The 13557-nt window shown below is 50.0% G+C and carries 11 protein-coding genes and 1 pseudogene; 4 read left to right on the top strand and 8 right to left on the bottom strand.

The genetic code is table 11. From position 1 onward, the window contains the following. Positions 1-7: 7 nt before the first annotated feature. The 4 genes from mreD to csrD all read right to left on the bottom strand — a co-directional run bounded on the left by mreD (position 8) and on the right by csrD (position 4953). Positions 8-496, bottom strand: coding sequence for a rod shape-determining protein MreD (mreD, locus tag BGE37_RS02545; RefSeq protein ID WP_000179409.1), 489 nt, complete (start codon positions 494-496; stop codon positions 8-10). Then, positions 496-1599, bottom strand: a complete 1104-nt coding sequence (gene mreC, locus BGE37_RS02550; RefSeq protein WP_000802511.1) for a rod shape-determining protein MreC — start codon at positions 1597-1599, stop codon at positions 496-498. The genes mreD and mreC overlap by 1 nt, the downstream gene beginning before the upstream one ends. A gap of 65 nt (positions 1600-1664) precedes the next feature. Then, positions 1665-2708, bottom strand: coding sequence for a rod shape-determining protein MreB (gene mreB, locus BGE37_RS02555; RefSeq protein ID WP_000913396.1), 1044 nt, complete (start codon positions 2706-2708; stop codon positions 1665-1667). Positions 2709-3012: 304 nt separating this feature from the next. After that, a complete protein-coding gene (csrD, locus tag BGE37_RS02570) occupies positions 3013-4953 on the bottom strand; it encodes an RNase E specificity factor CsrD (RefSeq protein ID WP_105287735.1) in 1941 nt (646 codons plus the stop codon). A 151-nt stretch (positions 4954-5104) separates the two neighbouring features. On the opposite strand from csrD, the gene acuI reads away from it, so the two are divergent. The 4 genes from acuI to accC all read left to right on the top strand — a co-directional run bounded on the left by acuI (position 5105) and on the right by accC (position 8918). Beyond that, on the top strand, positions 5105-6079 hold the full coding sequence (acuI, locus tag BGE37_RS02575; RefSeq protein ID WP_001148460.1) for an acrylyl-CoA reductase (NADPH): 975 nt from the start codon (positions 5105-5107) through the stop codon (positions 6077-6079). Between the two features lie 36 nt (positions 6080-6115). Next, entirely contained in the window at positions 6116-6313 is a 198-nt protein-coding gene (locus BGE37_RS02580; RefSeq protein WP_000838298.1) for a hypothetical protein, read from the top strand. A 774-nt stretch (positions 6314-7087) separates the two neighbouring features. Then, on the top strand, positions 7088-7558 hold the full coding sequence (gene accB, locus BGE37_RS02590) for an acetyl-CoA carboxylase biotin carboxyl carrier protein (RefSeq protein ID WP_000354622.1): 471 nt from the start codon (positions 7088-7090) through the stop codon (positions 7556-7558). A 10-nt stretch (positions 7559-7568) separates the two neighbouring features. Then, a complete protein-coding gene (accC, locus tag BGE37_RS02595; RefSeq protein WP_000884620.1) occupies positions 7569-8918 on the top strand; it encodes an acetyl-CoA carboxylase biotin carboxylase subunit in 1350 nt (449 codons plus the stop codon). A 91-nt stretch (positions 8919-9009) separates the two neighbouring features. On the opposite strand, the pseudogene BGE37_RS02600 reads toward accC, so the two are convergent. The 4 genes and pseudogenes from BGE37_RS02600 to BGE37_RS02615 form a co-directional block, all read right to left on the bottom strand. After that, a pseudogene (locus tag BGE37_RS02600) lies at positions 9010-10061 on the bottom strand (aldose 1-epimerase family protein). Further along, on the bottom strand, positions 10058-11020 hold the full coding sequence (locus tag BGE37_RS02605; RefSeq protein ID WP_105287736.1) for a sugar kinase: 963 nt from the start codon (positions 11018-11020) through the stop codon (positions 10058-10060). The pseudogene BGE37_RS02600 and the gene BGE37_RS02605 overlap by 4 nt, the downstream one beginning before the upstream one ends. 21 nt (positions 11021-11041) lie before the next feature. Beyond that, entirely contained in the window at positions 11042-12031 is a 990-nt protein-coding gene (locus tag BGE37_RS02610) for an ABC transporter permease (RefSeq protein WP_105287737.1), read from the bottom strand. Continuing rightward, positions 12032-13531 (bottom strand): sugar ABC transporter ATP-binding protein, encoded by a 1500-nt coding sequence (locus tag BGE37_RS02615; protein ID WP_105287738.1) that lies wholly within the window; start codon positions 13529-13531, stop codon positions 12032-12034. Between the last annotated feature and the right edge of the window lie 26 nt (positions 13532-13557).

Below are 13557 nucleotides of genomic sequence, written 5' to 3' on the forward strand. Positions count from 1 at the left end.
GAAACCTTTATTGCACTGCAAACTGCTGACGGACTTTACGCATCAGCAAGAAAATCCACGGCCAGAGCACTCCATTGACTACACTACTCCAGAACACTTCCGGTCTGAAAGAGACGTTAATCACTAAAAACTCTGCCCAGAAAACAATAATATCCACCACCAGCGAAAGCAACATGACGACCAGCGCCTGCTGCCATAATGCGAGGTTGCGGAAAAGCTGATATTTCAGCGCCACCAGGTAAGCAATGATGCTCATCGCCAACACGCGTACGCCAAGCGTCGAGCCGCTAATCAGATCCAGTATGGCACCCATCACAAAACCTGTGCCCACATTTACGCGATGGGGCAAGGCCAGGATCCAATACAACAGAATAAGCAACACCCAGTTTGGCCGGAAAACAATCAGGTTGTCCGGCCAGGGCATGATTTGCAGCAACAGCGCAATGAGGAAAGAGAGCCAGATTACCCAGCGTCCCTGGCTACGATAGCTCGCCACTATTGCCCTCCCGGCGCACGCGCAGGCGGTTGAGCACCACTTTGCGGCGGCGTAGCCCTTTGTGGAGAGCGATTAGCAGCAGGCTGTGTCGGCGCAGCAGGCGCAGTAGCTGCATTTCCTGTCGCCGGTTGCTGCGGAGTCGGCTGAGCGATCCCCGTTGCCGGTTCAGGTAACTTTGGCCCCATCGCGTCTGGCGAAGGCAATACCTGCGGCATCATCTGCATCAGACGTTCATTAGCAACACGATGCACCTCTTCCGGCGTCATCGGGTTAGCGCCGTTACGATCCGCGCCCCACAGCAGCAGCAGATAACGCAAACGTTGCAGTCCCGCAGTCGGACGCGCCTGAATCACAGTATAAGCGCGCTGGGTATCGAGTTTTACGGAAGAGACAACAGCCACCGGATAGCCTTCCGGGAAACGACCGCCCAGACCGGAAGTCACCAGCACATCACCAACACGAATATCCGTATTCGCTGGCAGATGCTCAAGCTGCAAATCATCCGTACAACCGTTACCGGCTGCAATTACGCGGATATCGTTGCGCAGCACCTGGATTGGCAGCGCGTGGGTCGCATCACAAATCAGCAGCACGCGACTGGTCAGTTTAGCGACGGCCACCACCTGACCAACAACACCTTTGTCGCTGATGACCGGCTGGCCTTCATAAACGCCATTAACGCTACCTTTATCGATAACAACTTGATCGCTATAAGGATCGTTAACCGTAGAGATAACCTGAGTCACCATTTTCTGCTCATCCTGACGCAGCGGGGAACCCAGCAGCTCGCGCAGACGCGCGTTCTCCTGTTTGTATTGTCCAAGCATCAGCAGTTCACTGTTTTTCAGCAACAGTTCCTGACGTAACGCCCGGTTTTCAAGTTCTAGTTGGTCACGCGAGGCCAGCGTCTGCGATACGCCATCCAGCAATTCACGAGGAGCATTGGAAACAAAGTAGAAAGGACTGACGGCGGTATCCATATAAGTACGGATTTGACTGAACGTCCCCAGGCGGCTGTCGGCAATAATAATGCCGAGCGCCACCAGCACCGCCAGAATAAGGCGAATCTGTAGCGACGGGCCACGGCTAAAAATTGGCTTCATAAGTTATGCGTATTCTCGTATCAGACCAGGCAGGGTAAACAGACGCTTCCCCTGCCTGTATCCGATTACTCTTCGCTGAACAGGTCGCCGCCGTGCATGTCGATCATTTCCAGCGCTTTGCCGCCACCGCGCGCCACACAGGTCAGCGGGTCTTCAGCAACAACGACTGGAATGCCGGTTTCTTCCATTAACAAACGGTCAAGGTTACGCAGCAGTGCGCCACCACCGGTGAGCACCATGCCGCGCTCGGAGATGTCGGAAGCCAGTTCCGGCGGACACTGTTCCAGTGCAACCATTACTGCGCTCACAATACCGGTCAGCGGTTCCTGCAGTGCTTCGAGGATTTCGTTGGAGTTCAGAGTAAAACCGCGTGGAACACCTTCTGCCAGGTTACGGCCACGAACTTCGATTTCACGGACTTCATCGCCCGGGTAAGCCGAACCGATTTCATGCTTGATACGTTCTGCGGTGGCTTCACCGATCAGAGAACCGTAATTACGACGCACATAGTTGATGATAGCTTCATCAAAACGGTCACCACCAATGCGCACGGAAGAGGAGTAAACCACGCCGTTCAAGGAGATAACAGCAACTTCAGTGGTACCACCACCGATATCAACCACCATAGAACCGGTCGCTTCAGAAACCGGGAGGCCAGCACCAATTGCGGCAGCCATCGGTTCTTCAATCAGGAACACTTCACGGGCACCAGCGCCCTGCGCGGATTCACGAATTGCGCGGCGTTCAACCTGGGTTGCGCCAACCGGCACACAAACCAGAACGCGCGGGCTTGGACGCATAAAGCTGTTGCTGTGCACTTGTTTGATGAAGTGCTGGAGCATTTTTTCAGTCACGAAGAAGTCGGCGATAACGCCGTCTTTCATTGGGCGAATAGCAGCAATATTGCCCGGCGTACGGCCCAGCATCTGCTTCGCGTCATGACCTACTGCAGCTACGCTTTTCGGTGAACCGGCACGATCCTGACGAATGGCCACCACGGAAGGCTCATTCAATACGATGCCTTGTCCTTTTACATAAATGAGGGTATTCGCAGTACCCAGGTCAATGGACAAGTCATTGGAAAACATGCCACGAAATTTTTTCAACATACTAAGGGATAATCCTGAAAGCTGGGGCGGAAAAGAAAATCCGCTTACTTTACCAACCACACGCAGCAGCGACAAGGCGCAAAAATCATCTGCTACGGTGAAAATTAGTGCAGTTCGTTTCCTTTGTTACAAATCTCTGCCTGAGTCCAGAAAGGCTTAATGCATCAGCAGCATTCCTCGCCTGTTTGCAACCGCGTAAGGTCATTCATCTGCATATGTGCTGCAACAATCTGGCGAGCAGACAAGCACACTCCCATGAGACGCAGCGCGCGTTATTCTACGTGAAAACGGATTAAACGGCAGGTTAAACCGAGTATCTTTGTGAATATTTTTTCACGTTAGTATCAAGTGGCTGTGAGGACGCGAAAAAATCCCCTTGCCCACCTGTAACACCGCGCTGCATCAGGGTCTGCCACTCGCTTCGCGAACGCACGCCGGTGGCGTAAACCTGGGTGCTGGTCCCGGAGCAGGCTTCCACCAGGCTTTGAACCAGCAGCTGATTCTCCGTTCGCTTCTCAATGTTTCTGACCAGCCCCGGATGGAGCTTGAGTAACTCAACATTAAGTTCTTTGATCCAACTGGTGCTTACCAGCGTCAAACCAGCCTGGTTGACGGCTACCCGTACCCCTAAAGCATTCACTAAACGAATAACAGGTTGTAAACGACTGATATGTTGACCTACATCGGCCTCTGCAAGTTCAATAATTATGCGTTTTCGTTGCGATCTTTCACATTGCATTAACGTATCGCGCAGCCAACGCTGAAAACGCGGGCGAATCAGCGACTCAACGGTAACCTGAATCGCCAGATTTTCCTCCGGCCAGTAACGCAATAGTGGAATCAGACGGCTGATTTGCAGGCGGTCATACTCTTCCGATAAGCCAAATTGTAAGACCATCGGCATATACTCCGCCGAGCTAACCTCTTCATTACCATCGAAGATGCGGCACATGAGTTCGCGATGATGAACCTGACCTTCGCGAGTAACCGCCGGTTTTTGATAAAGGCGCGGGCCGCCGCGACTGAGCATTTGCTCGATAAGCGTACGCCAGCGAACATTACCGCGTCCTTTTTCAGGCAACGAGTCATCGTAAATAGCCCAGCTATTGCCGCCCTGCAATCCCGCATTACGCGTGGCAGACTCTGCATGTTCCATTACCTGCTCGGTATCCTGACCACTACGCCAGGCACAGATACCAATGTGGATCATATCGTCGCGATCGAGCATTTTATTGTTCGGCAAGGTATCGACGGCTTTGATTAACTGACTGGCTATGCTCTCAGCCTCTTTTAACGTCCGGTGCGGCAACAGCGCAGCAAAATCACTGCGGTGGTAACGCGCCAGCAGTGCGCCAGGGTAGCGCATCATAAATGTCGACAGCAGATTCGTCAGAGTGAAGAACTGTTCTTCAACCTGGCTGTGCCCCCAGGTATCGCTCAACATATTGAAATCCGGTAGACGAATCATCATCACGATCCCGTGGGTACCTACTTTCTCCTGATCTTCCAGTAACGTTGCTAACTGATTATCGAAGAAGAGTCGGTTATTGAGGCCGGTTTTCATGTCCTGGGCGGCATAAGAGCGGATCAGCGTATCAAGACGGCTGTGTTGTTCGCGTGCGTTCTGAATTTCACGAAGCAGCGTATCCAGCGCACTGCTGGTTCTGGGCGGCCATTCATAGATGGTTCCCAACACATTAGAGCCACGCTCACCGTTTAAGATACGAGTAGCCCGGGTTTCCAGCAATTCTTGCCCGGCAAGTTGCCGTTGTAACCAGCGTACCGCCAGGAAGAGCATAAGAATGATAAAGCCAATCGCCCCCGTGAGCGGCGCGGTGGTCATCAACGAATGGAAATAGTTGCCCATCGGATCCTGATAAACCAGACGCAGCGACATCCCCGGATGCTTTATCAACGGAACGCTCAGTTCGCGAAACAGATCGCTGGTGCCAACCGGACGATAACTACCATTTCTGGCGAGGGTATAAACCTGTTTATCACCATGCAGCAGGTCTACACGAACGATATCTGCTGACATCATTAATTCGGTAATTTGTGGCCTTAATGCGCTGAAGTCATTCGACACAAGGTGGGTATCAATCGCCGTCGCCACCGCCTGAACGCGATGACTAAACTTATACTGAATGGCGTTGTAGAAACTTAGCGAACAGCCCAACAAAGTCACAAAAATTGTTAACCCGGTGAGCAGCGTAACAAAGGCCGAAAATTTCGTCGTTAATCTCATCCTTGTGTTAACTCCGATAGTGAGGAAGCGGGCATACTAGCAAATCAGATTTATCTCGCAATTTATTGCGCTTCATCGGCTTTGCTTTTCCATTAGCGAGTATAGTCTTCAGAAATTATTTTCCAATCCATCATGCACATGAGGACCACTTATGCAGGCGTTACTTTTAGAACAGCAGGACGGCAAAACTCTCGCATCGGTACAGACTCTGGACGAAAGTCGCCTGCCGGAGGGCGATGTCACGGTTGATGTTCACTGGTCGAGCCTGAACTACAAAGATGCGCTGGCAATTACCGGTAAGGGAAAAATCATCCGTAATTTTCCGATGATTCCTGGGATCGATTTTGCCGGAACTGTACGCACCAGCGAAGATCCGCGTTTTCATGCCGGTCAGGACGTATTACTCACTGGCTGGGGCGTTGGTGAAAACCACTGGGGTGGGCTGGCGGAGCAGGCGCGAGTGAAAGGTGACTGGCTGGTTGCCATGCCGCAAGGGCTGGACGCGCGTAAAGCAATGATTATCGGTACTGCCGGTTTTACCGCCATGCTGTGTGTGATGGCGCTGGAAGATGCCGGTGTTCGCCCGCAGGACGGCGAGATTGTCGTAACGGGTGCCAGTGGTGGCGTCGGCAGTACCGCCGTGGCGCTGCTGCATAAGTTGGGTTATCAGGTCGTTGCCGTTTCCGGTCGCGAAAGTACCCATGAATATCTGAAAAGTTTAGGTGCCAGCCGTATTCTCCCTCGCGATGAGTTTGCCGAATCCCGTCCTCTGGAAAAACAACTCTGGGCTGGGGCAATTGACACCGTTGGCGACAAAGTGCTGGCGAAAGTGCTGGCGCAAATGAATTACGGCGGCTGCGTGGCGGCCTGTGGTCTGGCGGGTGGTTTTACTCTGCCAACCACGGTCATGCCATTTATTCTGCGTAATGTCCGTTTACAGGGGGTGGATTCAGTGATGACGCCACCAGCACGCCGCGCACAAGCCTGGCAGCGACTGGTCGCCGATTTACCGGAATCATTCTATACCCAGGCGGCAAAAGAGATATCTCTGGCAGAGGCACCGAAATTTGCCGAGGCCATCATTAATAACCAGATCCAGGGTCGCACGCTGGTGAAGGTTAACTAACCATTTAGCAGGGAATAATAAGAGAGGGAACTCATTTTGAAATCATTATTCAATCGGTTAACGGGAAAAGCGGTTAGCCGGACAGCTTTCGTCGAACATCTTGGTCATGAAGTTGTACAACATCATCCAAACTGGAAAGTCATGATTTCGACTGACCATAAATTGATGCGCATTGATACGGGTCACCAAACGGTGGAAAACCCCCTTGATACTCCACTAAATAGTCATTATTGATACGTCCCGTCGTCTGTTAGGTTTAAGGCGCTTTGCCTGGGTGACGCTACGCTTAATCTGTACCTTAACTCGGATCCCAGGGGTGAATAATCTGATTTTATTTGATTATAAATTAACCACTCAAAGCTATTTGATGCTGAGCATTGTCAGTTTGTTGATTTTGCGTGCTTTAGCATTGACGTTTATCCAGACGATGCAGTGAAAATTGAGTAATCACCAGCAACCGCTGCGTAATGTCGTCTATCTTGCCGCGATCCTGACATCCCTACATTATTTGTGGTCTGTGAAGATTATCTCATTGCAGCCCCTCATCTTCGCAGGGCTGGCTTTACAGCTTTTAGCCTTACGTTATAAGAAGTTCCGTCGACGATAGCGCTAATTTCGTGAATTGTGCGGCTTGTTGCAAATTACACGGTGTTGAAGGTTATTTACATGTTAGCTGTTGATTATCTTCCCTGATAAGACCAGTATTTAGCTGCCAATTGCTACGAAATCGTTATAATGTGCGACCTCGTCCTCCCTGACGCAGTTTTTGCGCTGCGGAAAAGGTGACATTGGCGCAACGAAGGTATATTTTGTTTTTTGCCGGAGGATAACAGCAGATCGCTGCACAATGTCCGTCAAGTCTAACATTGACACTCTGGGGCAAAATAGACCGGCGTCCCGGCCTGCTGGAATTTATCGCTATGCATACAGCTGTCGGGGCATACGCTTTACAGACGGCGGTGAAACGCCTGTCACAATCACACTAAACAAAGAGTACGGAACCCACTCATGGATATTCGTAAGATTAAAAAACTGATCGAGCTGGTTGAAGAATCAGGCATCTCCGAACTGGAAATCTCCGAAGGCGAAGAGTCAGTACGCATCAGCCGTGCAGCTCCTGCCGCAAGTTTCCCTGTGATGCAACAAGCTTACGCTGCACCAATGATGCAGCAGCCAGCTCAATCTAACGCAGCCGCTCCGGCGACCGTTCCTTCCATGGAAGCGCCAGCAGCAGCGGAAATCAGTGGTCACATCGTACGTTCCCCGATGGTTGGTACTTTCTACCGCACCCCAAGCCCGGACGCAAAAGCGTTCATCGAAGTGGGTCAGAAAGTCAACGTGGGCGATACCCTGTGCATCGTTGAAGCCATGAAAATGATGAACCAGATCGAAGCGGACAAATCCGGTACCGTGAAAGCAATTCTGGTCGAAAGTGGACAACCGGTAGAATTTGACGAGCCGCTGGTCGTCATCGAGTAACGAGGCGAACATGCTGGATAAAATTGTTATTGCCAACCGCGGCGAGATTGCATTGCGTATTCTTCGTGCCTGTAAAGAACTGGGCATCAAGACTGTCGCTGTGCACTCCAGTGCGGATCGCGATCTAAAACACGTATTACTGGCAGACGAAACGGTCTGTATCGGCCCTGCTCCGTCAGTAAAAAGTTATCTGAACATCCCGGCAATCATCAGCGCCGCTGAAATCACCGGCGCAGTAGCAATCCATCCGGGTTACGGCTTCCTCTCCGAGAACGCCAATTTTGCCGAGCAGGTTGAACGCTCCGGCTTTATCTTCATCGGCCCGAAAGCAGACACCATTCGCCTGATGGGTGACAAAGTATCCGCAATCGCCGCGATGAAAAAAGCGGGCGTTCCTTGCGTACCAGGTTCTGACGGCCCGCTGGGCGACGATATGGATAAAAACCGCGCCATTGCAAAACGCATTGGTTACCCGGTGATTATCAAAGCCTCCGGCGGCGGCGGCGGTCGTGGTATGCGTGTAGTACGCGGCGACGCTGAACTGGCACAATCCATCTCCATGACCCGTGCGGAAGCGAAAGCTGCTTTCAATAACGACATGGTTTACATGGAGAAATACCTGGAAAATCCTCGCCACGTCGAGATCCAGGTACTGGCGGACGGTCAGGGCAACGCTATCTATCTGGCGGAACGTGACTGCTCTATGCAGCGTCGTCACCAGAAAGTGGTCGAAGAAGCGCCAGCACCGGGCATTACCCCGGAACTGCGTCGCTACATCGGTGAACGTTGTGCTAAAGCGTGTGTTGATATCGGCTATCGCGGTGCAGGTACTTTCGAGTTTCTGTTCGAAAACGGCGAGTTCTATTTCATCGAAATGAACACCCGTATTCAGGTAGAACACCCGGTTACTGAAATGATCACCGGTGTTGACCTGATCAAAGAACAACTGCGTATTGCTGCTGGTCAACCGCTGTCGATCAAGCAAGAAGAAGTTCACGTTCGCGGCCATGCGGTGGAATGCCGTATTAACGCCGAGGATCCTAACACCTTCCTGCCAAGCCCGGGCAAAATCACCCGTTTCCATGCACCTGGCGGTTTTGGCGTGCGTTGGGAGTCTCATATCTACGCGGGCTACACCGTACCGCCGTACTATGACTCAATGATCGGTAAGCTGATTTGCTACGGTGAAAACCGTGACGTGGCGATTGCCCGCATGAAGAATGCGCTGCAGGAGCTGATCATCGACGGTATCAAAACCAACGTTGATCTGCAGATCCGCATCATGAATGACGAGAACTTCCAGCATGGTGGCACTAACATCCACTATCTGGAGAAAAAACTCGGTCTTCAGGAAAAATAATTTGTGACGCGCGGTGTTTTCATCGCGCTTAGCAAAGAACGTAATCAACGCCGGGCCTGTTAACGCTGCCCGGCGTTTTTATTGCCGTTAGCTAACGGTAGCTTGCAATTTCCGCTTTCAACGCGCTAATTTCAGCATCGCCATCAACAATTCCCAGCTCAAAGCAGTATGTCTTTGTTTCCCCTGGCTCTATAAAGGGCAGACGCCCCTGCGCTCGTTCTTTATCACGACCGTCAGGAAAACTATTGCTGACCTCCAGCCCCATAACATATTCACCCGCGCCTAAATTTTTCCACTGGATAAAGTTGGGTAGCTGCATGGTGTCGAATTTCTCGTAAATTCCCCACCCCAGTTCGGCGTTCACCAGCGCAACTTTACTCATCCCCTGACTGTCGCTATTCAACGTGAGATAGTAAACCTGCTCGTCAAAACCGGGCTGTGGGGTACAAATCTCCAGATGACTGGTTAACCCTTCCGCCGCATGCGGGGTTCGTGGCGTTACGCTTTTAGCCGACAGCAAGATTTCTGCCTGTGGCGATAATAAAGGCCAGCCGTAATTAAAGTGATAAAGAATTTGCAGCGGCTGGCGGGTGAAACCATGATTAGTCACCTTGTCTTCAATGCGCAGCACATTTTCGCCATAACGGCAGCGAATGGTCCTTTCCAGCGTCAGATTTTCACCGAACAATCGTGTTTCCCGTACTTTGCCATTGATGACAAATTCAATGCCGTCGTCGGTCCGGTCCGTTCTGTGCGATACCCCACCTCTTCTGCTGGAGTCGCAGCCAAACGCCCGTGTAACCCCAGCGTTTCTCCGTTATCCTCACAGGGCGTGCCAATGTAGCTAAGTCCGCAGGTAGTCAGTAACCCCGCGTAGAAGCTACGTAAAAACCCGTTGCCCTGAGACTCAAAAAAAGCGGGGGCGACAATGCCGTTGGGGGTGATAAAAGAGAGCGCAGTGTCCTTGTAGCTGGCCCATGCAATATCCAGCGCGCGATCTTTTACCACCGTAAATGCCAATCCCGCACCAGTACGGACATCAAACGCTTCTGTCCCCTTTGATCTGCCACTGCGTAACTCATAGTGTTTAATTCCGGCAACCTGCGAGAGATCGCCAATCCACGACCAAATTTCGTTTTTCATTGTGCTGCTTCCCGAATGGACATGTCATGGCGCTGGATGAACGCTTCGATTTCCGCAAGGCGAGACGTTCCCTCCATTGGGCCACGTCGGGTTACCGCCAGTGCACCGCAGGCGTTGGCATATTGTAATGCCCGATGGGCGTCAAACCCTAGCTGGCGGCAGGCAATCCACGCGCCACCAAAGCAGTCTCCCGCACCGGTCGGGTCAACTTCTTCCACCGGATAGCTCTCAACATGAAACTGCTCATTCGCGGAGTAGTAACTGGCACCTTGATTGCCGCGCTTCACAATCACCTCTTTAACACCTTCTTCAAGAAAACCAGCGATTGCACGCTCCGGTGTCGAGTGTGGCGACAAGAGCAACACTTCTCCCTCGCTGGGCATATAGATATCTGTTAACTCAAGAACAAAGTGGAGGGCGTCACGCATTTCTGGAATATCGAGCATCTCTTTACGAATATTAGGGTCGAAAGAAATAACGCCACCATTTGCTTTAACGATGGTTACTGCTTTTTTTACTGCGTCTACCATATGGAATGAAAACAGGGATGAACCCATAATATGAAAATGGGTACAGTCCTTCAGAATATTTTCATCAACATGCTGCGCCGATAATTTACCGCAAGCGGCATTCTTGATATTAAAAATAAAATCACGATCGCCAGAGTTATGATAAGTAACAAAGGCGCTACCGGTGGCTTCCAGAGGTAAGACTGAAATCCCCCTAATATCCACACCATCAGCAGCCAAACGATGTATATTAATATCACCAAAGCCATCATTCCCCACACAGCTAATGATGCCGCACGGAACGCCAAGACGTGTCACTTGATCGATAAAAATAGCGGGCGCGCCACTGGGATAAGGACCTTTCCAAATTCCGGGTTGATCAAATGGCTGGCCGATTTTACTCGCCATAATTTCAACCAGAATTTCTCCAATTGTGAAGACCTTACTCATATAATTAATTCCTTGAAATGATTAGCTACGTTTTCTTTTATTTCTTACGTCAAAATAAACGGCTACAAGAATGACTAATCCTTTAACCACCATCTGATAGAAATAGGGAACATTCATTAAGTTCATGCCATTATTAATAACGCCGATGGTTAATGCCCCGATTACCGTCCCCACCACCGTTCCATAGCCGCCGTTCAGGCTGGTGCCTCCCAGTACAGCCGCGGCAATAGCATCCAGTTCGTAGCTCAACGCGGAATTCGGTTGCCCGGAATAGAGGCGTGAGGCGAGGATCATCCCGCTGATACCTGCCAGCACGGCTGTAATCATAAAGACTTTAATTTTCAAGCGGGTGACATTTATCCCTGAATAAACTGCCGCTTCTTTATTACCACCAGTGATATAAATTTTTCGTCCAAAGGTTGTTTTAGTAAGAATGAAGTGGTTAATCAGCAATAAGATGATTAATATCCAGATAGGAATCGGTATATAGAGAAATTCTCCATTCCCCAGCGCCAGAAAGGCATCATCTTTAATCATGATGGGCATACCATCGGTCACTATATAAGCGATACCACGGAAGATCCCCATTGTAGCAACGGTGACAATAAACGAAGGGATACCCGCTATAGCCGTCAAGCCACCATTTATCATCCCCAGAGCCAGGGCTACAATAATGGATAATGGGACCAATAAAATAAATGGAATTCCCCATGAAGCCCCAAGCGCAGCAAATGTGCCAATCAATGCAATGGTTGAACCGACCGATAAATCAATATCGCCAAGCAAAAGTACATAAGTCATTCCATAGGCGGTAATTGCAATTATCGAAACCTGAAGAATAATATTAGTAATGTTATTGGCAGTAAAAAAACTGTCATTAATAAAACTGAACAGAATGATTAACACCACCATTCCACTGAGGATACCGCCATATTGCCTGAAGACTTTTTTAAAATTATTTGCAATGGGAATTTCCGAAGGTTTCGGACTGGCAAGAGTTTTCTCTGTCATTTAACGTACTCCTGTTGCAGCGGTCATTACCTGTGTCTGCGTTAAATTTTCACATGAATAAATATCGGCAATCGTTTTATTACGCATTACCACCAGACGATCGCTAAGTGCCATGACCTCTGGCAGTTCAGAGGACACCAGAATAATTGCTGTCCCTGCCGCAGCCAGTTGGCGTATCACGTTATAGATTTCAAATTTTGCGCCGACATCCACTCCGCGCGTTGGCTCATCGAGCAATAAAATACGCGGAGTTTTCTCCAGCCACTTGGATAACACGATTTTCTGTTGATTACCGCCGCTTAGCGCCCCCACTGCCTGATGTGCAGAACTCACTTTAGTGTTCATTCTGGCAATAGATTGCAGCGTCTTCGCCTCTTCTTGTCGGTGATTGATGAGTCCCATCCGCGAAGCGTTATATTGAAACGCCACGTGGTGCGTGTTCATATTGACGTCGTGCATCAGCACTAACCCTTCTTCCTTGCGGTTTTCGGTCACAAATGCAATGCCATGATCAATGGCCTGTTTGGGATTAGCGATCCTGACTTCCTTGCCATCGATCAACACAGTCCCGTGATACGAAACGAGGCCAAATAGCGCCTTCATCACATCGGAACGCCCGGCCCCCACCAGGCCAAAAAATCCGAGGACTTCCCCCGGACGCACAGCGAAACTGACCTCTTTAAAAAGCGAAGGATGGGAAAGGTTTTTTACTTCCAGTTTTGCAGGAACATTTTCATCCGGCTTTTCCCCAAGACGTGCTGGCCAAATATTTTTCATTTCCCGACCAACCATTTGGGCAATCAAATGCTGGATATCACTGTTTTTCTTTTCATGCGTAGCGATATACTCACCGTCGCGGATCACCGAAATATCATCTGAAATCCGCATAATTTCATCCATGCGATGAGAGATATAAATAACCGCACAACCTCGCTGCTTTAATTTCTCAATAATGTTAAACAGAATCTCTGCTTCATTATCACTTAGCGAAGATGTCGGTTCATCCATAATCACGACATCTGCTGCATAGCTTAAGGCTTTGGCAATTTCTACCAGTTGCCTATGTGCCATCGACATATTGCCGACCATTTCCAGCGGATCCAGTGGGATGCCCAGTTCCGCGAGGAGATTCTGGCAATCTGCGAGCATTTTTTTATCGTTAATAATGCCAAAACGTCGCGGTTCATTATTGGCATAAATATTTTCTGCCACGGTCATATTATTACTCAGGCTCAGTTCCTGAAAAATAATCGCAATCCCTAACTGGCGAGAATGCTGCGGATTATTAATGGTGATGGTTTCACCACGTAGTGTTATCGTTCCCTGGGTTGGCGGATAAACACCGGCGAGTATTTTCATTAATGTCGATTTACCGGCACCATTCTCGCCTAATAAAGTATGCACCCTCCCTTTACGTAAAGAGAGGGTAATATCTTTTAATGCCTGAACATGACCAAATGTCTTCGCAATATGCGAAACATCAAGAATAACATCCGTCATAATGACCTCGGTGTCACAACAAAACG

The sequence above is a fragment of the Escherichia sp. MOD1-EC6300 genome, assembly GCF_002965045.1.
Lineage (GTDB): Bacteria > Pseudomonadota > Gammaproteobacteria > Enterobacterales > Enterobacteriaceae > Escherichia > Escherichia coli_F.

Bases quoted from the DNA above. Each gene is read 5' to 3' on its own strand.
- csrD (WP_105287735.1), bottom strand. From the start codon at position 4,953: ATGAGATTAACGACGAAATTTTCGGCCTTTGTTACGCTGCTCACCGGG.
- BGE37_RS02615 (WP_105287738.1), bottom strand. From the start codon at position 13,531: ATGACGGATGTTATTCTTGATGTTTCGCATATTGCGAAGACATTTGGT.
- accB (WP_000354622.1), top strand. From the start codon at position 7,088: ATGGATATTCGTAAGATTAAAAAACTGATCGAGCTGGTTGAAGAATCA.
- BGE37_RS02605 (WP_105287736.1), bottom strand. From the start codon at position 11,020: ATGAGTAAGGTCTTCACAATTGGAGAAATTCTGGTTGAAATTATGGCG.
- mreC (WP_000802511.1), bottom strand. From the start codon at position 1,599: ATGAAGCCAATTTTTAGCCGTGGCCCGTCGCTACAGATTCGCCTTATT.
- acuI (WP_001148460.1), top strand. From the start codon at position 5,105: ATGCAGGCGTTACTTTTAGAACAGCAGGACGGCAAAACTCTCGCATCG.
- mreB (WP_000913396.1), bottom strand. From the start codon at position 2,708: ATGTTGAAAAAATTTCGTGGCATGTTTTCCAATGACTTGTCCATTGAC.
- BGE37_RS02610 (WP_105287737.1), bottom strand. From the start codon at position 12,031: ATGACAGAGAAAACTCTTGCCAGTCCGAAACCTTCGGAAATTCCCATT.
- accC (WP_000884620.1), top strand. From the start codon at position 7,569: ATGCTGGATAAAATTGTTATTGCCAACCGCGGCGAGATTGCATTGCGT.